The sequence below is a fragment of the Yersinia rohdei ATCC 43380 genome, from assembly GCF_000173775.1.
Classification (GTDB): Bacteria; Pseudomonadota; Gammaproteobacteria; order Enterobacterales; family Enterobacteriaceae; genus Yersinia; species Yersinia rohdei.
On record NZ_ACCD01000022.1, the window covers coordinates 1 to 22600 of the forward strand.

Here is a 22600-nt window from a genome sequence, read left to right on the forward strand (position 1 = left end):
AAAGCAAGAGAAGTGGTGGGCGATACCAGATTCGAACTGATGACCCCCTCCGTGTAAAGGAGATGCTCTACCAACTGAGCTAATCGCCCTCATCTATCTCATTTTACTGCGCAACTCTCATTTTACTGCGCAACACGTCGAGTTTGGTGGGCGATACCAGATTCGAACTGATGACCCCCTCCGTGTAAAGGAGATGCTCTACCAACTGAGCTAATCGCCCCGCCGTGTTGTTGGAGTCGCATTATAGGGATAGTTCGAGGTGAGTCAACGGTTTTTAAAACGAAAACAATCGTTCGCCGCAAATTTAAACAGGATGCGAGATTTATCACCGCTATAGATGCTTCTTTAGTCATTTGTCTCACTAATCATCAATTGCATGCCGGTAACATCGTTGAGGAATTACCACAGGGTGATAGAATGTGGCCTACTTTTTCGAATTTCGAGCAACTGCCAGCGTCTGCTGGCCGGCGTAGCGTAATAAGGCATCGATTCCAATGAAAATCAAAACCCGTTTTGCACCCAGTCCTACTGGCTATCTCCACGTAGGCGGCGCGCGTACCGCACTGTATTCCTGGTTGTTCACCCGTCACCTGGGCGGTGAGTTTGTGCTGCGTATCGAAGATACCGATCTTGAGCGCTCAACTCAGGAAGCCATCGACGCCATTATGGACGGCATGAACTGGCTTAATCTGGATTGGGATGAAGGCCCGTACTTCCAAACCAAACGTTTCGATCGCTACAATGCCGTGATTGACCAAATGTTGGAAAACGGCACGGCATATAGATGCTATTGCTCTAAAGAACGTCTGGATGAGTTGCGCGAAACCCAAATGGCGAATGGTGAGAAACCTCGCTACGATGGCCGCTGTCGCGATAGCCAATGTACTCATGGTGCTGATGAACCTTCAGTGGTACGTTTTCGTAACCCGCAAGAAGGCTCGGTCATTTTCGATGATAAAATCCGTGGGCCAATCGAATTCAGTAACCAAGAATTGGATGATTTAATTATCCGCCGTACAGATGGTTCTCCAACCTATAACTTCTGTGTGGTGGTGGATGACTGGGATATGGAAATCACGCATGTTATCCGTGGTGAAGACCACATCAACAATACCCCGCGCCAGATTAATATCTTGAAAGCATTAGGTGCGCCAGTTCCTGAATATGCCCACGTTTCAATGATTCTGGGTGATGACGGTAAAAAACTGTCTAAACGTCACGGCGCTGTGGGTGTAATGCAATACCGCGATGACGGCTATTTGCCTGAAGCCCTGCTGAACTATCTGGTTCGTTTGGGGTGGTCGCATGGTGATCAGGAGATTTTCTCAGTCGCCGAGATGACCGAGCTATTCACTCTTGATGCCGTCAGCAAATCAGCCAGCGCATTCAATACTGAAAAATTACAGTGGCTAAATCACCATTATATCAATAGCCTGCCACCGGAACATGTTGCCGTGCAGTTGTCCTGGCATATTGAGCAACTGGGAATTGATACCCGCAATGGCCCTGAGTTGGTTGAAATAGTTAAGCTGCTGGGCGAACGTTGTAAGACACTAAAAGAAATGGCTGAGTCTTGCCGTTACTTTTATGAAGAGTTTGACGAGTTTGATGCCGATGCGGCGAAAAAACATTTGCGCCCTGTTGCACGCCAACCACTAGAAGCCGTCAAAGCCAAACTGGCAGCCATCACTGAATGGACGACTGAAAACGTCCACAACGCCATTCAGAGCACCGCTGATGAGTTAGGTGTAGGTATGGGCAAAGTGGGTATGCCGCTGCGTGTAGCTGTCACTGGTGCTGGCCAATCACCGGGGATGGACGTGACCGTCCATGCTATCGGTCAGGCTCGTACACTGGCGCGTATTGATAAAGCACTCGCTTTCATCAGCGAACGCGAAGCTCAGCAATAACATCCAGTCTCATTATGCTTATCAGGTGGCTTATTCAAGCCACCTTTTTTCGGCCCCTACGCGGCAAACTATGAATTGCATCTCATTTATTATGCTGTTTTCCTGCTGATTTGGCGGCTTTTTCAGCGCTTAACGCAGGAAATTGAATTAGCCGTTGACACTGTTTCAGTGGTTTCATATCATGCGCCCCGTTCACACGATTTATTATGTGCGCATTGGGGCTATAGCTCAGCTGGGAGAGCGCTTGCATGGCATGCAAGAGGTCGACGGTTCGATCCCGTCTAGCTCCACCAAATTTTCTGGTTTGATGCTGTCATAATCAAGTAAGAAAATTGGGTGGCACCATAGATATATCTGCACGAACAACCACATTTGTGGGGCTATAGCTCAGCTGGGAGAGCGCTTGCATGGCATGCAAGAGGTCGACGGTTCGATCCCGTCTAGCTCCACCACCCTTAAAAAGACCGGCCTCTGGCCGGTTTTTTGCTTTCCGGCATCCAGCTTAATCATTTGACAAACCCGAATCATTTGGCAAACCATCATTATTTTGCAAACATATTGATTACCGAGGTAACAGAGAATGGAGCAGCAACAAATCATTCAATGGCTACAAGCGGATCCCTATCGCATGCGCGCATTGTCTGTTGCCCGTGAGCTCGGCTTACCACAGTGGTGTCTGGCAGCAGGATTTGTTCGCAATCTCGTGTGGGATCAACTGCATGGCTATGCTTCCCCCACACCACTCAATGATATAGATTTGGTCTATTTTGATAAGCAAGATACCCGCGAACAGCATGATTTACGGCGGGAAGAACAGCTACTTCAAACCCCAGCTTTTCAACAAACCTCATTTCCGTGGTCAGTAAAAAACCAAGCCAGAATGCATCTGTACACTGGCCGACTGCCTTATACCAGCACCGAAGATGCCATCAGTTATTGGGTTGAAATCGAAACGGCCATTGGTGCCAAACTGAATGACAAAGGCGAGATAGAATTAGTCGCCCCTTTTGGCTTGGGTGCTCTTTTTGCCAAAACTATCACGCTAAACCCCAAAAATGGTGAAATAGACACCTATAACCAGAGAGTTAAGAGTAAAGGTTGGTTGCAACATTGGCCGCAATTGCGTTTGGTCGTTTAGCGATATCACTTGGCGTCTTAGCTTAATAAAAACGCAAGTGATAAGTAAGTGATAAGAATACGTAAAACACGCCGCAAACGTTAAAGGTTAATTTTCCCACGTCGATAAGCATTATTCCAACCACGCTTTTCTAAGGAATAATGATGTCGAATACTATTTCTACCGCATCAGTTTCTGTTAGTAGCAGTAGCGCCTCTTCAGATAGCAGCACTGCGGCACAGATTAAATCTCTTAAACAAGAAATCCAAAAACTGACCGAAAAATTAAGCACGTTAAAAGATGCTGATTTGACAGCTGATGAGTTACAAAAACAGCAGCAACAGATTCAGAGCCAAATTGCAGCACTACAAGCTCAAATCGCGCGTATTGAGGCAAAAGAAGCAGAGAAAAACCAAAAAGTTGACGATAGCAATACCCAGAGTGTCAGCGCACCTACTGGTGATGGGGTAAACCGCCCTTCTGAACAAAACCAGGTAAACGTATATATTTAATAAAATTTGTACCCTATAAAACAACAATATGGCGATGTCAGATAGCTCATCGCCATATTCTAAAATACCATCTTATTGCTGTTTTAACGGTTTAACCAAACTATCCAGCCCTTCGATTTTAATTGCTAATGTCATTTCCATCAGCATACCCAGTTTGCCCTGCGGGAATTCCCCTTTGCGGGCGAACCAGAGTAGATATTCTTCCGGCAAATCGATTAATACCCGCCCCTGATATTTACCAAAGGGCATTCGGGTATTGGCAATTTCAACCAGGTTTTCTTTTTCCATTGCGCCCTCTATTCACCCAATAAAAGGATCATTTCCGCTTCATCAATAACTTTAATTCCCAGCTCTTGGGCTTTAATCAGTTTCGAACCAGCGGCTTCACCGGCGATGACTAAATCGGTTTTTTTAGAAACACTGCCACTCACTTTAGCCCCTAATGCGGTCAGGCGATCTTTGGCTTCGTCTCGTGAGAGCACCGTCAAGGATCCGGTCAGTACCACGGTTTTACCGGCAAATGGGCTGTCTATCTCTTCGGTAATAATACGTTGTGGTTCCGGCCAAGTAATTACTTGTTCCAGGGCTTCGATCACTTTCTGATTATGCTCTTCATTCAGGAAGTTAAGCACGTGCTTCGCCACCACTTCCCCGACATCCGGCACACTTTTTAGCGCATCGATATCAGCCGCCCGCAGATTAGCCAGAGTACGAAAATGAGCGGCTAAATTTGCGGCTGTCGCCTCCCCAACCTCACGAATTCCTAGTGCATAGAGGAAACGCGCAAAAGTGGTCTGTTTCGCCTTTTCTAGCGCCACAATCAGATTTTGTGCCGATTTTGGCCCCATGCGATCAAGGCCAGTTAATTTGCCCGCAGTTAATGTGAATAAGTCAGCCGGGTTTTCAACATATTGTTTTTCAACCAGTTGTTCGATGATTTTGTCGCCCATTCCATCGACGTCCAATGCCCGACGTGAGACAAAGTGCTTCAGAGCTTCTTTACGTTGGGCTGCGCAGAATAACCCACCGGTACAGCGGGCAACCGCCTCACCCTCGACCCGCTCAATATCAGAACCGCATACCGGACAGTGGTCTGGGAACAGAATCTCTTTGGCATCTGGCGGGCGTTGCTCCATCACTACGCCCACCACTTGCGGAATAACATCGCCAGCACGGCGAACAATCACAGTATCGCCGATGCGTAAACCAAGGCGCTCAATTTCATCCGCATTATGTAGGGTGGCATTACTGACAATCACCCCAGCGACCTGCACTGGCTCCAAACGCGCAACAGGAGTGATAGCGCCGGTGCGCCCGACTTGAAATTCCACTTCTCTCACTTGCGTTATCTGCTCTTGCGCCGGGAATTTAAATGCCGTAGCCCAACGCGGCGCTCGTGCGACAAACCCCAATTGCTCTTGCAGATTGAGCGAGTCAACTTTGATAACTACACCATCAATATCAAAGCCTAACTCAGCACGGTCTTGTTCAACTTGACGATAGAAAGCAATGACTTGGTCACTACCAGTACACAATTTGACGCGATCACTGACCGGTAAGCCCCAGTCTTTAAATTGCATTAGCCGCTGAATGTGACTGCGCGGCAGTTCGCCACCGTCGACCAAACCGACGCCATAACAGAAGAACGTTAATGGGCGTTTAGCCGTAATTCGTGGATCCAGCTGGCGCAAAGAACCTGCCGCGGCATTGCGGGGATTGGCAAAGATCTTGCCACCTTTGCGGCGCGCTTCTTCGTTGAGCTGTTCAAACCCGGCCTGCGGCATAAACACCTCGCCGCGCACCTCGACACGCCGAGGAATATTATCACCGTGCAGGCGCAAGGGAATGGCACGGATGGTGCGCACATTGACGGTAATATTTTCGCCCGTGGTGCCATCACCGCGTGTTGCCGCTCTGACTAACTCGCCATTTTCATACAATAAACTGACGGCCAAACCATCAAGTTTCAATTCACAGCAAAAGGTCAGCGGCTCTGCGGTTTTCAGCCGGTCATGCACTCTTTTGTCAAAAGCCAGATAGCTTTCTTCATCAAAAACGTTATCGAGAGACAGCATCGGCACTTCGTGCTTAACCTGCTCAAACGCATCAAGAGGCGCACCGCCAACTCGTTGTGTGGGGGAATCATTGGTAATCAGTTCAGGATGTTGTGCTTCCAGTTCACGCAATTGCTGCATCATACGGTCGTATTCAGCATCAGGGATTTCTGGCGCATCCAATACATAATATTGATGTTCGTGATGGCGCAATGAGGTTTTTAGTTGGTTAATTTGCTGAATTATCGATTCCATAGCTCACCATCAAAGATAAAAAACCCCCGGCATGCGGGGGTTCGGGTTAATTCGATTCATTGCGAGGTAACGTTATCAAGCGCTTAAGTTTGCATCCAACACTTCGCGGATGCGGGCCTTATACGTTTCCAATTTTTGCGGGGTCATCATGCGGCGCTCATCATCCAGCACGACACCACCGACATCATCGGCAATCCGCTGGGCTGATTGCAGCATCAATTTGAAGTTTTGATTAGCATCGCCATAAGACGGCACCATCATAAACATTGACACCCCCGGCGTTGAGAAATCAGACATGGTATCTGGGTCAAAAGAACCCGGTTTTACCATATTCGCCAGACTGAATAAGACCGGGCCGCTGCCTGCCGGGCTGAGGTGACGATGGAAAATACCCATTTCACCAAACTGGAAACCAGACTGAAGAACACTCTGTAGCAGTAATTCGCCACCAAGAGCACCACCGTGATGCGCTGCCACATGCAGCACCAAAACAGTTTCTTTCAGTTTTTGCGGTTTCACTTCTGGAGCCGGAGCAACTGCCTCTGGTGGTGATTCCACCCGAGGGGCGTGTTCTGCCACCTGCTGTGGTTCTGCGTGTTGCGGTTGTGAGTAAGATGGCTCAACCGCACCAAACACAGGATCACGATGTGACTCATGCGGTGGTTGCTCAGCAGATAGCCCACCCAAGAGCGGGTCATCATATTCTGTTTGCACAGGCGCAAAAGGTTGGTGACGAGGTTCCGTCTTAACCGGTGCGGGTTTAGTTTCAGTATGCTGAATAACCGGCATGTCTTCATCGTCATCATCAATATGACTAAACGAAGGCTTCTCCTGTGGATGAGCAGTGCGGACGCGCACTTCTCCCACCCCTTCATCGAGACTCTCGATCGGGGTTTCAACACGTTCTTGTTTCGGACGTTTAACTGGGCGATCGCGAAAAAGTGATGAGCGTTCTTTACGGCTGGTCCATAAACCATGCAATAACAACGCTATTATGGCGATCGCGCCAACAACGATTAATATCAGACGCAAATCCTGCATCATTACTATCTCTGTTGTTCCAAGACATTGCCACCGCGGCAAACATTCACCCTTTAACTCTATTTCCCAACGAACACAAGTGCAAGTCCGTGCTCAATTTTCTTCGAAGAAAGATGATTATGCTAGTTGTTTTGCTCATTTATTGCACAATAAGTGACTATGCAGAGGGAAATCATACCGATATGATAGGCAGGTCAATAAGCTAACAGGGAACTCAATGGCATGGCGTATACGCAAAAAGTCGTAAAAAAGGTCAGTGGTATCCATTATTTTGCGCAAGGATGGCAATTAATTTCGCGCCCGGGTATCCGGCGATTTGTGATTTTACCTTTGCTAGTAAATATTCTGCTGATGGGGGGCGCTTTCTGGTGGTTATTCAACCGGATAGGTGACTGGGTTCCTCAATTGATGAGTTATGTCCCTGACTGGCTACAGTGGCTGAGTTATTTGTTGTGGCCGGTAATGGTGATTTCGGTGCTATTGGTGTTCAGCTATTTGTTCAGCACCTTGGCCAATTTTATCGCCGCCCCTTTTAATGGTTTACTGGCCGAACAATTGGAAGCCAGTCTGACCGGTAAATCTCTGCCAGATACCGGAATAATGGGAATAGTGAAAGATTTACCGCGAATTATGGCGCGTGAATGGCGAAAACTAGCCTATTACTTGCCGCGCGCACTGGTGCTGCTGGTGCTGTATTTTATTCCGGGTATCGGGCAAACCGCGGCCCCGGTGCTGTGGTTTCTGTTTAGTGCCTGGATGTTGTCAATCCAATACTGTGACTATCCCTTTGATAACCATAAAGTAAGTTTCCAACAGATGCGCAGTGCATTGCGTCAAGATAAGGTCGACAACCTGCAATTTGGTGCTCTGGTGAGTTTATTCACTATGATTCCTTTCTTGAATCTGGTGATTATGCCCGTTGCCGTCTGTGGTGCCACCGCCATGTGGGTTGATCGCTACCGCGACCAATTTATTCAGCTATCACGCTAATTTTTAGTGGGCGCGCAAACCGCGCCCTTGTTATTGGGAGTAAAACTTATTTCCTAATCACATATCGATATACCAAATACTTACTTCCATAGCCATACTGTTAGCGTATGCTTTGAATGTTTCCTACATTTTCATAGAGTTAAAGGACGGGCTATGAGCAAGATATATGAAGACAATTCTTTAACAATCGGCCATACGCCGCTGGTTCGTCTGAACCGTATCGGTAACGGGCGCATTTTGGCGAAGATTGAGTCACGCAATCCCAGTTTCAGCGTTAAATGCCGTATCGGTGCCAATATGATTTGGGATGCTGAAAATAAAGGCATTCTGACTGAAGGCATTGAACTGATTGAACCAACTAGCGGGAATACTGGGGTCGCGCTGGCATTTGTCGCCGCCGCTCGTGGTTATAAATTAACCCTGACTATGCCTGAGACCATGAGCATTGAGCGCCGTAAGTTATTAAAAGCGCTGGGTGCTAATCTGGTACTGACCGAAGGTGCCAAAGGTATGAAAGGGGCGATTGCCAAGGCAGAAGAAATTCAAGCCACCGACCCTGCCCGCTACCTGATCCTGCAACAATTCAATAACCCGGCCAACCCGGAAATTCACGAGAAAACCACCGGCCCAGAAATCTGGGAAGATACCGATGGTGAAGTCGATGTCTTTATCGCCGGTGTCGGCACTGGCGGTACACTGACCGGCGTTAGCCGCTATATCAAAAATACCAAAGGCAAAGCCATTACCACTGTTGCGGTTGAACCTACTGATTCCCCAGTAATTACTCAGGCGCTAGCAGGTCAGGAGATCAAACCTGGCCCGCACAAAATTCAAGGTATTGGCGCGGGCTTTATTCCCGGTAACCTCGATTTAGACCTGGTAGACCGTGTCGCCTTGGTGACTAATGACGAAGCTATCTCTATGGCTCGCCGTTTGATGGATGAAGAAGGTATTTTGGCCGGCATTTCCTCTGGTGCCGCGGTTGCGGCAGCGGTCAAACTTTTAGAAGAACCCGAGTTTACTAACAAAACAATTGTGGTTATTCTTCCCTCCTCGGGTGAGCGTTACTTAAGCACCGCTTTGTTCGCAGATTTGTTCACTGAACAAGAGCTGCAACAGTAGTCAGGGTGCCGCACAAAATGCTAAAAAAGCACCCTTATGGGTGCTTTTTTTGTGGCCCACGTCAAAGTTTTCACTACATAAAGATTGATTTTACCCTCTGGGTTTAGTATTTAACCGGACAATTATTTTGATACGCGAAATTAATCACGTATCAGGTGAATCTCTAGCTGAATCGATTTATCAATTATGCAACACTACAAAAAATGTCATCACTTAACGCTGATTGAAGACATAACGCAAAGAGAGCATTATTCTTAGAGGTAGCAGCAACGATTTTAAGCCTAAATTCGGGTCGCATCGGAAACTGCTTTTGTGACTTACCTGTTATTGAGGCATAGTCATGCGCGAGTTGAAAGATTAGTCATGCGCGCACCAATACAGGCTAAAGTTTAGGTATTACACTAAACTTTAGCTCCACAACATAAATCCAATAAGTTGGGGAAACACAATGTTCCAGCAAGAAGTTACTATTACTGCACCAAATGGTCTGCATACCCGCCCTGCTGCACAGTTCGTAAAAGAAGCAAAAGGTTTTGCGTCTGAAATTTCTGTGATTTCTAACGGTAAAAGCGCCAGCGCAAAAAGCCTGTTTAAACTGCAAACTCTGGGCCTGACCCAAGGGACTGTTGTTACGATCTCAGCTGAAGGCGAAGATGAAAAACAAGCTGTTGAGCATCTGGTAAAACTGATGGCAGAGCTTGAGTAATCACGCGCTCTTTTTTAGTTAACACCAGTCAAGAGTAAGGTAGGGTTATGATTTCAGGCATTTTAGTATCACCGGGTATCGCTTTTGGTAAAGCACTTTTACTGAAAGAAGATGAGATTGTCATCAACCGGAAAAAAATCTCTGCTGACCAAGTGGAGCAGGAAGTCGAGCGTTTCAAAACTGGACGGGCGAAAGCCGCTGAGCAGTTAGAAGCGATTAAGACCAAAGCTGGCATAAGCCTGGGCGAAGAGAAAGCGGCCATCTTCGAAGGGCATATCATGCTGTTGGAAGACGAAGAGCTTGAGCAGGAAATCATAGCCCTAATCAAAGATGAGCATGCCACTGCTGATGCAGCTGCATATTCAGTGATTGAAGGGCAAGCAAAAGCCCTGGAAGAGCTGGATGATGAATATCTGAAAGAACGTGCGGCTGACGTACGTGATATCGGTAAGCGCCTGCTACAGAACATTCTCGGTCTGCATATTGTCGATTTAAGTGCTATCCAGGATGAAGTTATTCTGGTTGCCACCGATTTGACTCCATCAGAAACCGCACAGCTGAATCTGGATAAAGTGTTAGGGTTCATCACTGATTTAGGTGGTCGCACCTCTCACACCTCCATTATGGCGCGTTCGTTAGAGTTACCGGCTATCGTCGGGACATCTGATGTGACCAAGCAAGTCCAAAATGGCGACTATTTGATCCTCGATGCGGTAAACAACAAAGTTTATCTGAATCCGACTGCTGATATTATTGAGCAGTTGAAAGCGGTGAATACCCAATACATCACCGAGAAAAACGATCTAGCCAAACTGAAAGACTTGCCTGCCATCACTCTGGATGGACATCAGGTTGAAGTGGTTGCCAACATTGGTACAGTGCGTGATATCGCCGGTGCTGAGCGTAATGGCGCTGAAGGTGTTGGTTTGTATCGTACAGAATTCCTGTTCATGGACCGCGACTCACTGCCAACTGAAGAAGAACAGTTCAAGGCATATAAAGAAGTTGCAGAAGCCATGGGCTCTCAGGCAGTTATTGTCCGCACTATGGACATCGGCGGTGACAAAGATCTGCCGTACATGAACTTGCCGAAAGAAGAAAACCCATTCCTGGGCTGGCGTGCAATCCGTATTGCTATGGATCGTAAAGAAATTCTACACGCACAGCTGCGCGCTATCTTGCGTGCCTCGGCGTTTGGTAAATTGCGTATCATGTTCCCGATGATTATTTCGGTTGAAGAAGTACGCGAGCTGAAAGCAGAACTTGAACTGCTGAAGAGCCAACTCCGTGAAGAAAATAAGGCCTTTGATGAAACTATCGAGGTCGGTGTAATGGTTGAAACACCTGCGGCGGCGGTCATCGCTCGCCATCTAGCTAAAGAAGTTGACTTCTTTAGTATTGGGACAAACGATCTAACTCAGTATACTCTGGCAGTAGATCGTGGCAATGAGCTGATTTCTCATCTCTATAATCCAATGTCGCCATCGGTATTGGGCCTGATCAAACAGGTTATTGATGCATCTCACGCTGAAGGTAAGTGGACCGGTATGTGCGGTGAACTTGCTGGCGACGAACGTGCTACACTGTTGTTATTGGGCATGGGGCTGGATGAGTTCAGCATGAGTGCGATTTCGATCCCGCGCATCAAGAAAATTATCCGTAATACGAATTTCGAAGATGTGAAGGTGTTGGCAGAGCAGGCATTGGCTCAACCAACAGCGAAAGAATTGATGGATTTGGTTACCACTTTCATCGAAGAAAAAACGCTCTGCTAATTCCACGATACTGGAACGCTGCCCGATATAAATACTTAGGAGAAGATCATGGGTTTGTTCGACAAACTGAAATCACTGGTTTCAGATGATAAAAAAGACAGTGGCACTATTGAAATCGTAGCTCCGTTGTCTGGTGAGATTGTCAACATCGAAGATGTTCCAGATGTTGTTTTTGCAGAGAAAATCGTTGGTGATGGTATTGCCATCAAGCCTTCAGGCAATAAAATGGTTGCTCCTGTTGACGGCACCATCGGTAAAATTTTCGAAACTAACCATGCTTTTTCTATCGAATCTGACAGCGGCATTGAGCTGTTCGTCCACTTCGGTATTGATACTGTTGAACTGAAAGGCGAAGGCTTTAAACGCATCGCTGAAGAAGGTCAACGCGTCAAGAAAGGTGATGTGGTTATTGAGTTCAATCTAGCCCTGCTGGAAGAGAAAGCCAAGTCTACCTTGACGCCGGTTGTTATCTCCAACATGGATGAGATCAAAGAACTGATCAAACTGTCTGGCAGCGTTACCGTAGGTGAAACACCTATTATTCGTATCAAAAAATAATTTTGATATGAACGAAAAACGGCGTCCTCGGACGCCGTTTTTGTTTTCTAATGGGCTATGATGCCATTGACTTCTAAAATGGATTTTTTTCTATCCACCGCGGTATTCGCAGTGTAATCACCAACCCGCCCTGCTCCGCATTTCTGGCTTCAACCTGCCCACCGTGAGCCAAAATAACTTTTCGTGTAATCGCCAGCCCCAAGCCATAACCTTTGCCCGACATCGCCGATTTCACCCGCACAAAAGGGTCGAAAATACTGGATAACTTGCTCTCTTCCACCCCAGGCCCCTCGTCGGTCACCTGCACCAGATAACTCTTATCACTCTGAGAAAGTGCCACAACCACCTGTTGCCCTTGGGCAGAAAAGCGCAGCGCGTTGCGGACAATATTATCAATCGCCCGCCGCATCAGTTCGGCAGTCCCTTTAACGGTATACTCCACGGATGGCGCTACCTGTAGTTGGATTTCGACCCCCGGCACCTGAGCCTCAAAGCGGGCATCATTGACCACCACTTTCACTAACTCATGTAAATCAAAATACTCGTCATCGTCGGCGATATCGTGATTTTCAGCTCGAGAAAGCGCCAATAGTTCGCCAATCATCTTATCCAGTCGTTCCGATTCATGTTCAATGCGCTGCAAAGAGCTCTCGACATTCCCCGGATTCTGCCGCGCTAACCCAATCGCCAATTGCAAACGTGCCAGCGGAGAGCGCAATTCATGGGAGACATCATGCAACAGTTGTTCACGGGCACTGACCAGAGCTTCCAACCGCTCGGCCATTGAGTCAAAATCGCGCGCCACTTCAGTCAGTTCATCATGACGACGTCGCATCACTGGCAGCAATCGTACTGACAAATCGCCCTGCGCTACCCGCTCAAAACCGGCGCGGAGCTGGCGCATAGGTCGGGTCAGGTTCCAGGCCAAAAGTGCACTGAAAAACAGCCCTCCGACCACGCCCATCCAGATCATCGGGATCGGCACATTCAGTATTTCCCGACGGCTTTCACCTGCTGCGCCACGCCGGTTGATATCCCGTAAACCATTAATATCGTAACTGATGCGATAGTCTTGCCCCTCTGGGCTTTGCGCCCATGCGGTGACTTCTTGGTGGTAAAAATCAGGAGCCCTGCCCTTGTCTGGTACTGCTGCGGTTTCTGGGGGTAGCTCGCCCTTTGGTAAAACAGAAAAGTGGCTTTTATCTGACTCTGACCAGTTGGCAATCATGCTATTCAGCGCAGGTAAGCCACCCGTCTGGAGCACTGAAGCCGCTGAATTAACTTGTAATTTAGCGATTTGTCGAACCATCTCATGCTCAGGTGGCTCATGACGATTACCGTAAAAGGAAAACACGACCCACAACATCTGAGCCATTAAAATAAAGGTGATCCAAAAACCCAGTAGGATTTTCCAAAACAGCCGTCCGCGCATATTCTATCAACTCCAGCAATAGCCATTATCTGATGCGATAGCCAATGCTACGTACCGTTTCAATATTTAACCTATTGTCTGGCAATGCCGCGAGTTTTTGTCTGATATTACTGATGTGCACGTCAACACTGCGGTCATAGGCTTCTCGTGGTCGCCCTAACCCTTTATCCGATAATTCATCTTTGGTCACCACACGCTCCGGTGAGCGCAACAGCAGCTCCAGCAAATTGAACTCTGATGCCGTTAAATCAAATGGCTTACCCTGCCATAAACTGCTGCGCGTTGAGGGGCTTAGCGTCAAATTGCCTAGCGTAATGGCACTGTCATCAGTGGATGATAAATCTGGGCGTTCGTCAAAACGGCGCATTACCGCGCGCAGCCGTGCCACTAATTCGCGTGGATAGCAGGGTTTTGGCATATAGTCGTCCGCGCCCATTTCCAGGCCGATAACCCGGTCAATATTGTCGCCTTTGGCTGTCAGCATGATAATAGGTATGCGGCTGTTTTGGCGCACCTGCCGCAATACATCAATACCACTCATGTCGGGCAACATGATGTCGAGGATCAAGGCGGAATAATCGCCGGACAAGGCCGCGGTAATGCCCTCTTTGCCGGTTAATACCAATTCGGCGTTGAACCCCTCTCCGCTCAGGTATTCCCTCAACATAGTGCCCAGTTCAGCATCATCATCGACTAACAAAATCTTCATATCTTCATTCTCCTGCCTGATTTTGTTTATTTTCATGCCTATTTGACTTACACGCAGCCGGTTTTACTCAATCCTTACATATCCTTGAATTTCACTTAACTCACAGGCGTTGGCCTTGGCGGTAAATTACCCCCTGTTATTTGGCGCCACCATTTTCTTCATTTTGGTTCAAGGACCTTTGATTAATTATGCAACAGATTACCGGGTCAAAACGACGTTTTATCGGGCTGGTTGTTGTGCTGCTGATCGCCGGTGGTGCGCTACTTTTTAGCTGGATATCCCCGGCAGATAAGCCGAATTTTATTACTGCCCCAGCAGAAACTCGCACCTTGGAACAAACCGTATTAGCTGACGGCACTATCAAAGCACAGAAACAGGTCACTGTCGGGGCGCAGGTTTCAGGGCAAATCAAAGCGCTGCATGTCACCCTAGGCCAACAGGTTGAAAAAGGCCAATTAGTGGCTGAAATTGATGATCTTACTCAGCAAAATGCCCTGAAAGATGCACAGGAAGCGCTGAAAAATGTGCGCGCTCAGCGGGCAGCAAAAATTGCCACCCAGAAAAACAATCAATTAACCTATCAGCGGCAACAACATATTTTGGCCAAAGGCTTGGGCGTACCTGCCGATTTTGACAGCGCCAAAGCAACATTAGAGAGCACTCAAGCCGAAATCAATGCACTGGATGCCCAGATTACACAGGCCGAAATTGCAGTCAGTACCGCCAAACTCAATCTGGGTTATACCAAAATCAACTCGCCAATCACCGGGACAGTGGTCGCCATTCCAGTTGAAGAGGGGCAAACCGTCAATGCGGTACAAAGCGCCCCGACGATTATTAAAGTGGCACAACTCGATACCATGACGGTTGAAGCACAGATTTCAGAAGCCGACGTGGTCAAAGTCAAAGCGGGCATGCCGGTTTATTTCACTATTTTAGGTGAACCAGGAGAGCGATTCAGCGCCAGGTTGCGAGCCATTGAACCGGCCCCGGACTCTATCAACGATGAAACCACCACCTCATCCAGCACCAGTAGCAGCTCCAGCACGACCAGCACCGCCATTTACTATAACGGTTTGTTTGATGTTGCCAACCCGAACGGGGCATTACGTATTTCGATGACCGCGCAGGTCTATATCGTGCTCAATAAAGCCGAGGACGCCATTGTTATTCCCGCCACCGCACTGGAAAACAACAATGGTCACCATCAAGTTCAAGTGGTTGATGGGAAGGGAAAAATAACTGTTCGAAAGGTAACTGTTGGGTTAAATAATAATGTTGATGCCCAGATTCTCTCTGGTTTGCAAGCTGGGGAGCAAGTGATTGTCAGTCAGGCCAGCACAGCTAGCGTCAACAGCCCGTCGCAGCGCATGCGCCCGCCAATGGGGATGTAACTGATGCCACAACACCACCAAGATAATATTTTGCTGCAACTTGAAAATGTTAGCCGGAGCTTTGTTATTGGTGACAAAGTTATTAATGGCAAAGGAATGAGCAAAAAAGTAATGAGCGAAACGCTTGTTCAGGTGCTGAAAAATATCAATCTGACTATTTGCCGTGGCGAGATGGTGGCGATTGTCGGCGCTTCGGGATCCGGTAAATCAACATTGATGAATATACTCGGGTGCCTGGATAAGCCCAGTTCGGGTGAATATCGGGTAGCAGGGCGCGCCCTACAACAGTTAGATACTGATGCATTAGCTGAGTTACGCCGCGAGCATTTTGGTTTTATTTTTCAGCGCTACCAGCTGCTGAATGATTTAAACGCGCGGGATAATGTCGAAGTTCCGGCCATTTATGCCGGCATTGGCCGCGAAGAGCGCCGTCTGCGAGCCGCTAACCTGCTCTCGCGCCTTGGGCTGGCAGAGCGGATGGATTATCGTCCTAGCCAACTTTCCGGTGGGCAACAACAGCGGGTCAGTATTGCCAGAGCCTTGATGAATGGCGGGCAAGTCATTCTGGCCGACGAACCCACAGGGGCTCTCGACACCCACAGTGGCAATGAAGTTTTAAACATTCTCAAAGACTTACACCAGCAAGGTCATACCGTCGTCATTGTTACTCATGATATGTCGATTGCAAAACATGCTCAGCGAGTTATCGAACTCAGAGACGGCGAGGTCATCACTGACCAGCAAAATCCTCAAGTTGCACCAGTCGAGTCTCAGTTGCGCATCAGTGCTGCTGAAAATGCCACAAGCCCGGCGAAGCCAATGCCAAAATCCCGAGTAAAAGCGCTCAGTGGCCGCCTTCAAGAGGCGTTTAAAATGGCCCTGCTGGCTATGTCAGCCCAACGTTTACGGACTCTGCTTACCATGTTGGGGATTATTATCGGCATTGCCTCGGTGGTCTCTGTCGTCGCACTGGGAAAGGGGTCACAACAGCAAGTTCTGGCAAACATTAATGCGATGGGCACCAGCACACTAGAGATTTTCCCCGGCAAAGATTTCGGTGATATGCGCTCTGCCGCGATCCACACGCTGCGGGCCTCTGATGCCGATGCGCTGGCCCAGCAAGGTTATATTCACAGCGTTACACCGGCGGTGTCTAGCAGCAGCACTCTGCGTTATGGCAATCAATCAGTCAGTGGCACGGTGAATGGTGTCGGCGAGCAATATTTTTTGGTGCGCGGCTATAGCCTCAACCAAGGTATGGCTTTTAACCGCACCAGTGTCGATAACCTGATGCAGGAAGCCGTGATTGATGAAAACACGCGCAATAAGCTGTTTCCTGATGGAGAAAATCCTATTGGCAAAGTGATATTGCTCGGCTCCTTGCCCTGTCGGGTGATTGGAGTCGCGGCCAAAAAGCAAAGTGGATTTGGCAGTGATGAGAATCTGAATGTGTGGATCCCCTACACCACGGCAATGAAGCGCATGTTCGGGCAATCTTATTTAAAAAGCATCACGGTGCGGGTTAATGATGATATCAATCTGGCCAATGCTGAGCAGGGGGTCACTAAGCTGCTAACTCAGCGCCACGGGGGCACACAGGACTTTTTTGTGATGAATACTGATAGCATCCGCCAAACTATTGAGAAAACCACCTCGACCATGACATTGCTGGTATCAATGATAGCGGTTATTTCATTGGTGGTCGGTGGTATTGGGGTGATGAATATCATGCTGGTTTCTGTTACTGAGCGCACCAAAGAGATTGGCGTGCGCATGGCGGTTGGCGCACGCGCCAGCGATATTATGCAGCAATTTTTAATTGAAGCCGTATTGGTGTGCTTGCTGGGCGGTTGCCTCGGGGTGATTTTATCACTAGGTATCGGCTTGATATTCAGCCAGTTCAGCAGCAACTTTTCGATGATTTACTCCGCCGCCTCCATTATTACGGCTTTTGTGTGCTCCAGTTTAATTGGGGTTATTTTTGGCTTTTTCCCCGCCAAGCGGGCAGCCGAGATGGATCCTATCCGGGCATTAGAGCGGGAGTAAGATTGGGTTGATATTGGGTTGGTTTTCAGTTCAGCTAACCTTCGAACCATTTATCAACCAAGTCATCAACCCAAGTCATCAACCCAAGTCAGATCCTAAACGCTCATCACTGAATCAGCATTATTTACCCAAACACCCCAGTGGATAAATACCGATCCCCGCGATCACAGATAATCGCCACAATCAGCGCTCCGGGGTTCTCCGCCGCTACCCGTAATGCGCCTGCAACCGCCCCACCGGAGCTAACGCCACAGAAAATCCCCTCTTCGGTAGCCAGGCGGCGCATAGTCTGCTCGGCGGCAAGCTGGGTGATATCCAAGACACTATCCACCAGCTCTGGGCGAAATATCCCCGGCATATATTCCGGCGACCAGCGGCGTATCCCAGGAATACTGCTGCCTTGCGCTGGCTGTAGGCCAATGACTGAAACCTGCGGATTTTGACTTTTAAGATATTCGCTCACCCCAGTAATGGTGCCAGTGGTGCCCATACTGGAGACAAAATGGCTCACTTTACCTGCGGTTTGCGCCCAAATTTCTGGGCCGGTACTGGTGAAGTGCGCATAAGGGTTATCGGTATTATTAAACTGATCCAGTACCTTACCTTGCCCTTCGGCCTGCATCATTAGCGCCAGGTCGCGCGCGCCTTCCATCCCCTGTTCGCGGCTGACCAAAATCAGCTCGGCACCATAGGCGCGCATGGCGGTTTGGCGCTCCTGACTCATATTTTCCGGCATCAGTAATTTCAGTCGATAACCTTTCATGGCGGCTATCATCGCCAGCGCAATGCCGGTATTACCACTGGTGGCTTCAATTAACACATCACCGGGGGCAATTTCTCCACGTAATTCGGCCTGCTGGATCATGGCAAGTGCTGCCCGGTCTTTCACCGAACCTGCCGGATTATTGCCTTCCAGTTTGACCCAGATTTCTGCATTCAGCTCTTGGCCCAAGCGTTGTAGTTTTACCAGTGGAGTGTTGCCGATGCAGTGTTCAAGGGTTGTCACTTTAATTACCTATTAAATAAAAGAAAAAGGTGGCCGACGCGCCACCTAAGTTTTTCAGCAGTCTGACATTGGGGTTAGCGCCACTGCTGCTCGCTATAGACAAAAAATTTATCAGGCGCTTTGGGCTAACGCAATGGGTTGCAATAACTGGTCGCCAGAATATAAGCGGGCATTTAATCCACCAACATAATAACGATTGCCGCGCACCGGGGCCTCAATATTCCCCTCCGGCAGTACCACACTGATAGGGTCTTGATGCCAGCCAATAGGTTGCACCGTCAATTGCCAGAAGTGGCCGCGCGGGCTGACTTCCAGCACCTGAACCGGCAGTGGGCAGCGGTCACTGGCTTGGGTGCTGACTTCCATCTCCCAAGGGCGCAGGAATAAATCGACACTGCCTTGGTGCATGGGCGCTAAATCCAGCGGCCAGTGATGGGCACCAATAAACAGCTGTGAACCCCGAATTTCACCACTCAGGCGGTTAACTTCACCCAGGAATTCCAGTACAAATCGGGTCGCTGGGTAGCGCCATACTTCATCTGGCGTCCCCACCTGCTCTATATTCCCCTGACTCATCACCACCACGCGGTCAGCCACTTCCATCGCCTCTTCCTGGTCATGGGTAACAAAAACGCTGGTGAATTTCAGTTCTTCGTGCAACTGGCGCAACCAGCGGCGCAGCTCTTTACGCACCTGAGCATCCAATGCGCCGAAGGGCTCATCCAGCAACAGGATTTGTGGTTCGACCGCCAGTGCGCGCGCCAAAGCCACTCGCTGTTTCTGACCACCTGAAAGTTGTGATGGATAGCGGCTGGCCAGATGGCCTAATTGCACCATTTCCAGTAACTGCGCCACTTTCTGCTTGATAGCGGCCGCATTGGGGCGCTCGCGGCGCGGTAATACCGTCAAACCAAAAGCAATGTTATCGAACACCGTCATATGGCGGAACAGCGCATAATGCTGGAACACAAATCCTACACGCCGGTCACGGGCATGCAGGCGGCTGACATCCGTGCCGTGGAAACTTAAACGCCCGGCATTTTGGTTCTCCAGCCCAGCAATAATGCGCAAAAGAGTGGTTTTTCCCGAACCTGAAGGGCCAAGCAAGGCCACCATCTGGCCAGAAGGAATATCAAGCTGGATGTTATTCAGCACTTTGGTGCGGCCAAAATACTTGCTGATATTATCAATCTCAATGCTCATGCTTTTGCTCCTGTTCGAGACGAACTACCTGACGCGCAACGCGCCATTGCAGGCCACTTTTCAGAAAAAGGGTCACAATTGCCATCAGGGTTAATAATGCCGCGGCAGTAAATGCCCCGGCGGTATTGTAATCCTGATGCAACAACTCAACTTGCAGTGGCAAGGTATAAGTCTCGCCACGAATAGAACCGGATACCACAGAAACTGCGCCAAACTCGCCAATGGCGCGGGCATTGGTCAACACCACGCCATACAGCAATGCCCAGCGGATATTTGGCAATGTAACGCGGCGGAACATTTGCCAGCCGGATGCCCCCAGCAACACCGCTGCTTCATCTTCCTGACTGCCCTGGCTCATCATCACCGGCACCAGCTCGCGTACCACAAAGGGGCAGGTGACGAAGACGGTAACCAATACCATGCCGGGCCAGGAGAACATGAGCTGGATATCGTGCGCATCCAACCAACTGCCCGCCACACCATTGGAGCCGTAAAACAGTAAATACATCAGGCCAGCAACCACGGGGGAAACGGCAAAGGGAATATCAATTAAGGTCATCAATAGTTGGCGGCCGGGGAAGACAAACCGCGTAACCAACCACGCCAGCACCACCCCGAAGACCAGATTGACCGGCACCGTAATCAGCGCCACCAAGACCGTCAACCAGATGGCATGCAGCATGTCCGGGTCAGATAAATTCTGCACCACGACCTCAAAACCTTTCGAGAACGCCGTGATAAAAATCCACACCATCGGGATAACGAGCAGTAAAAATGAAAACAAAGCGCCAATGGCAATCAATGTCCATTTTCCCCAATTGATCGGGGGGCGGGCTACGCCATTAAATTCGGTGATATCCGCCATCAGTGCCCACCTATCCGCCGACCAAATCGGGTTTGTAAGGTATTAATACTAAACAACAAGACCAGTGAAACCGCCAAAATAACCGAGGCAATGGCACTGGCTGCCGGGTAATCAAATTCTTGTAAGCGGATGAAAATCATCAGCGAGGTCACTTCGGTTTTCCAGGCGATGTTCCCGGCAATAAAGATAACTGCGCCGAACTCCCCCAGGCTGCGGGTGAAAGATAATGCCGTCCCGGCCAGTAGTGCCGGAGCCAATTCTGGCATCACCACCCGCCGGAAACTCTGCCAGCGGCTCGCACCTAAAGTTTCTGCCGCTTCTTCATATTCTGGCCCTAGCTCTTCCAATACCGGCTGCACCGTGCGCACCACAAATGGCAGGCTGGTAAAGGCCATGGCGACGGCAATTCCTAACCAGGTAAAAGAGACTTTAATGCCAAACTCATTTAACCAAGCACCATACCAGCCGGTGGTGGAGAACAACGTTGCCAGTGTCAGCCCCGCGACTGCGGTCGGGAGGGCAAAGGGTAAATCCATCAAACCATCTAATATGCTGCGGCCGGGGAATTGATAGCGCGTTAAAATCCACGCCATCAACATGCCAAATACCGCATTAAACAGACTGGCAACCCCTGCAGCCAGTAAGGTGACTTTGTACGCGGCAACCACCTGAGGGTTAGTAATCACTTCCCAGTATTGCGCCCAACTCATTTGTGCCAACTGCATGACTAACGCGCTGAGCGGCAATAACAAGATCAAGCAGGTGTAAAGCAGGCTGCTCCCAAGACTGAGGGTAAATCCGGGCAGAACCCGTTTACTGGATGCCGACAACATTACTGATGCCCTTGGGCGAGCAATTTATCCAACTCGCCGCCAGTCACAAAATGGGTGCTCATGACTTGTGGCCAGCTACCGAATTGGTCTTCAACACGGAATAATTTCGTTTCTGGGAATTGGGATTTAGCCGCTTCCATTGCCGCTTTGTCATACACCCGGTAGTTAAAGCTGGTGATGACCTGCTGTGCTGCGGGGCTGTAGAGATAATTGAGATAATCTTTGGCGGCTTTTTCAGTGCCATTCTTTTCCACATTTTTATCTACCCAGGCCACCGGAAACTCCGCCAGAATATCGACCGGCGGGACAATCACTTCATATTTGTCGCTGCCATATTCTTTGCGGATGTTATTCACTTCAGATTCGAAACTGATCAGCACATCACCCAAACCGCGCTCGACAAAAGTGGTGGTTGCGCCACGGCCGCCGGTATCAAATACCACCACATTCCCCAGGAATCGTTTCATCCAATCCTGGGTTTTCGCCTTATCGTTGCCATTGGCTTGTTGTGTTGCCCCCCAGGCGGCCAAATAGGTATAGCGGCCATTACCCGAGGTTTTAGGATTAGGGAAGACCAGTTTGACGTCTTCGCGCACTAAATCATCCCAGTTATGAATATTCTTGGGATTGTCTTTGCGCACCAGAAACGCCATGGTGGAATAGAACGGCGAGCTGTTATTTGGCAAACGCGTCTGCCAGTCGGCGGGGATCAAATTGCCACGGTCATGCAGAATTTGCACATCTGTGACTTGGTTATAGGTCACCACGTCGGCTTTCAGGCCTTGCAAGATAGCCAGCGCCTGCTTGGAAGAGCCCGCATGAGACTGTTTAATAGTCAGTTTGTCACCGGGGTTTTGTTGTTCCCATTGTTGCTGGAAACCCGGATTAAGAGCGGTAAATAACTCGCGGGAAACATCATAGGAGCTGTTCAGCAACTCAGTGGCAGAGACAGTTGCACTGCTAAAAATTAACGCGCTTAATAAGGCGACACGGGTTAATCCTTTATGTGTGTTTTTCTTCACTGAGGTCTGTTTCATGGTGCACCTTATTCACTGAGTTCATGCGGCAAATA

20 protein-coding genes and 4 tRNA genes are annotated in these 22600 nt (G+C 49.0%); 12 read left to right on the forward strand and 12 right to left on the reverse strand.

Annotated features, from left to right (window positions below; all coding sequences use genetic code 11):
• Window positions 1-13: 13 nt before the first annotated feature.
• Together YROHD0001_RS0118325 and YROHD0001_RS0118330 are read right to left on the reverse strand one after the other, a co-directional pair.
• Window positions 14-89, reverse strand: a tRNA-Val gene (locus YROHD0001_RS0118325).
• A 55-nt stretch (window positions 90-144) separates the two neighbouring features.
• Window positions 145-220: transfer RNA gene (locus tag YROHD0001_RS0118330), tRNA-Val, on the reverse strand.
• 274 nt (window positions 221-494) lie between these two features.
• On the opposite strand from YROHD0001_RS0118330, the gene gltX reads away from it, so the two are divergent.
• From gltX to YROHD0001_RS05035, 5 genes are all read left to right on the forward strand, one after another.
• Window positions 495-1910: a glutamate--tRNA ligase gene (gene gltX, locus YROHD0001_RS05055; RefSeq protein ID WP_004715674.1), complete on the forward strand. Its 1416-nt coding sequence runs from the start codon at window positions 495-497 to the stop codon at window positions 1908-1910.
• 217 nt (window positions 1911-2127) lie between these two features.
• Window positions 2128-2203, forward strand: a tRNA-Ala gene (locus YROHD0001_RS05050).
• 83 nt (window positions 2204-2286) lie between these two features.
• A tRNA-Ala gene (locus YROHD0001_RS05045) sits at window positions 2287-2362 on the forward strand.
• A 128-nt stretch (window positions 2363-2490) separates the two neighbouring features.
• Window positions 2491-3048: a nucleotidyltransferase family protein gene (locus YROHD0001_RS05040; protein ID WP_004715675.1), complete on the forward strand. Its 558-nt coding sequence runs from the start codon at window positions 2491-2493 to the stop codon at window positions 3046-3048.
• A 143-nt stretch (window positions 3049-3191) separates the two neighbouring features.
• Window positions 3192-3539, forward strand: a complete 348-nt coding sequence (locus tag YROHD0001_RS05035; protein ID WP_032817434.1) for a FlxA-like family protein — start codon at window positions 3192-3194, stop codon at window positions 3537-3539.
• Between the two features lie 72 nt (window positions 3540-3611).
• On the opposite strand, the gene YROHD0001_RS05030 is transcribed toward YROHD0001_RS05035, so the two are convergent.
• From YROHD0001_RS05030 to zipA, 3 genes are all read right to left on the reverse strand, one after another.
• Window positions 3612-3827, reverse strand: a complete 216-nt coding sequence (locus tag YROHD0001_RS05030; protein WP_004715677.1) for a DUF3820 family protein — start codon at window positions 3825-3827, stop codon at window positions 3612-3614.
• A gap of 8 nt (window positions 3828-3835) precedes the next feature.
• Window positions 3836-5848, reverse strand: a complete 2013-nt coding sequence (gene ligA, locus YROHD0001_RS05025; protein WP_004715678.1) for an NAD-dependent DNA ligase LigA — start codon at window positions 5846-5848, stop codon at window positions 3836-3838.
• A gap of 75 nt (window positions 5849-5923) precedes the next feature.
• Window positions 5924-6892 (reverse strand): cell division protein ZipA, encoded by a 969-nt coding sequence (gene zipA / locus YROHD0001_RS05020; RefSeq protein WP_004715679.1) that lies wholly within the window; start codon window positions 6890-6892, stop codon window positions 5924-5926.
• Window positions 6893-7111: 219 nt separating this feature from the next.
• Between zipA and cysZ the strand changes: the two genes are divergently transcribed.
• The 5 genes from cysZ (at window position 7112) to crr (ending at window position 12040) form a co-directional block, all read left to right on the forward strand.
• Window positions 7112-7879 carry a sulfate transporter CysZ gene (gene cysZ / locus YROHD0001_RS05015; protein WP_004715680.1) on the forward strand — a complete coding sequence of 256 codons (768 nt, stop codon included), beginning with the start codon at window positions 7112-7114 and terminating at the stop codon, window positions 7877-7879.
• A 153-nt stretch (window positions 7880-8032) separates the two neighbouring features.
• Window positions 8033-9001, forward strand: a complete 969-nt coding sequence (gene cysK, locus YROHD0001_RS05010) for a cysteine synthase A (RefSeq protein ID WP_004715681.1) — start codon at window positions 8033-8035, stop codon at window positions 8999-9001.
• A 448-nt stretch (window positions 9002-9449) separates the two neighbouring features.
• Window positions 9450-9707, forward strand: coding sequence for a phosphocarrier protein Hpr (ptsH, locus tag YROHD0001_RS05005; RefSeq protein WP_004715682.1), 258 nt, complete (start codon window positions 9450-9452; stop codon window positions 9705-9707).
• Window positions 9708-9754: 47 nt separating this feature from the next.
• Window positions 9755-11482 carry a phosphoenolpyruvate-protein phosphotransferase PtsI gene (gene ptsI, locus YROHD0001_RS05000; RefSeq protein ID WP_004715683.1) on the forward strand — a complete coding sequence of 576 codons (1728 nt, stop codon included), beginning with the start codon at window positions 9755-9757 and terminating at the stop codon, window positions 11480-11482.
• 48 nt (window positions 11483-11530) lie between these two features.
• Window positions 11531-12040 carry a PTS glucose transporter subunit IIA gene (crr, locus tag YROHD0001_RS04995; RefSeq protein ID WP_004392561.1) on the forward strand — a complete coding sequence of 170 codons (510 nt, stop codon included), beginning with the start codon at window positions 11531-11533 and terminating at the stop codon, window positions 12038-12040.
• A 73-nt stretch (window positions 12041-12113) separates the two neighbouring features.
• On the opposite strand, the gene YROHD0001_RS04990 is transcribed toward crr, so the two are convergent.
• Together YROHD0001_RS04990 and YROHD0001_RS04985 are read right to left on the reverse strand one after the other, a co-directional pair.
• Window positions 12114-13472, reverse strand: a complete 1359-nt coding sequence (locus YROHD0001_RS04990; protein ID WP_004715684.1) for an ATP-binding protein — start codon at window positions 13470-13472, stop codon at window positions 12114-12116.
• 25 nt (window positions 13473-13497) lie between these two features.
• Window positions 13498-14181 (reverse strand): response regulator transcription factor, encoded by a 684-nt coding sequence (locus YROHD0001_RS04985; protein WP_032817437.1) that lies wholly within the window; start codon window positions 14179-14181, stop codon window positions 13498-13500.
• 188 nt (window positions 14182-14369) lie between these two features.
• Between YROHD0001_RS04985 and YROHD0001_RS04980 the strand changes: the two genes are divergently transcribed.
• On the forward strand, window positions 14370-15575 hold the full coding sequence (locus YROHD0001_RS04980) for an efflux RND transporter periplasmic adaptor subunit (protein ID WP_004715686.1): 1206 nt from the start codon (window positions 14370-14372) through the stop codon (window positions 15573-15575).
• 3 nt (window positions 15576-15578) lie between these two features.
• Entirely contained in the window at window positions 15579-17621 is a 2043-nt protein-coding gene (locus tag YROHD0001_RS04975) for a MacB family efflux pump subunit (protein WP_004715687.1), read from the forward strand.
• A gap of 124 nt (window positions 17622-17745) precedes the next feature.
• On the opposite strand, the gene cysM is transcribed toward YROHD0001_RS04975, so the two are convergent.
• The 5 genes from cysM to YROHD0001_RS04955 all read right to left on the reverse strand — a co-directional run bounded on the left by cysM (window position 17746) and on the right by YROHD0001_RS04955 (window position 22565).
• Entirely contained in the window at window positions 17746-18627 is an 882-nt protein-coding gene (cysM, locus tag YROHD0001_RS04970) for a cysteine synthase CysM (protein WP_032817439.1), read from the reverse strand.
• Between the two features lie 111 nt (window positions 18628-18738).
• The gene (cysA, locus tag YROHD0001_RS04965; RefSeq protein ID WP_032817440.1) at window positions 18739-19830 is read right to left on the reverse strand and encodes a sulfate/thiosulfate ABC transporter ATP-binding protein CysA; all 1092 of its coding nucleotides are present in this window, start codon (window positions 19828-19830) and stop codon (window positions 18739-18741) included.
• A complete protein-coding gene (cysW, locus tag YROHD0001_RS04960; protein WP_004715690.1) occupies window positions 19820-20695 on the reverse strand; it encodes a sulfate/thiosulfate ABC transporter permease CysW in 876 nt (291 codons plus the stop codon). The genes cysA and cysW overlap by 11 nt, the downstream gene beginning before the upstream one ends.
• Window positions 20695-21528 (reverse strand): sulfate/thiosulfate ABC transporter permease CysT, encoded by an 834-nt coding sequence (gene cysT / locus YROHD0001_RS0118340; RefSeq protein WP_032817442.1) that lies wholly within the window; start codon window positions 21526-21528, stop codon window positions 20695-20697. Before cysT ends, cysW begins: the two co-directional genes overlap by 1 nt.
• Window positions 21528-22565 (reverse strand): sulfate ABC transporter substrate-binding protein, encoded by a 1038-nt coding sequence (locus tag YROHD0001_RS04955; protein ID WP_004715691.1) that lies wholly within the window; start codon window positions 22563-22565, stop codon window positions 21528-21530. The genes cysT and YROHD0001_RS04955 overlap by 1 nt, the downstream gene beginning before the upstream one ends.
• Between the last annotated feature and the right edge of the window lie 35 nt (window positions 22566-22600).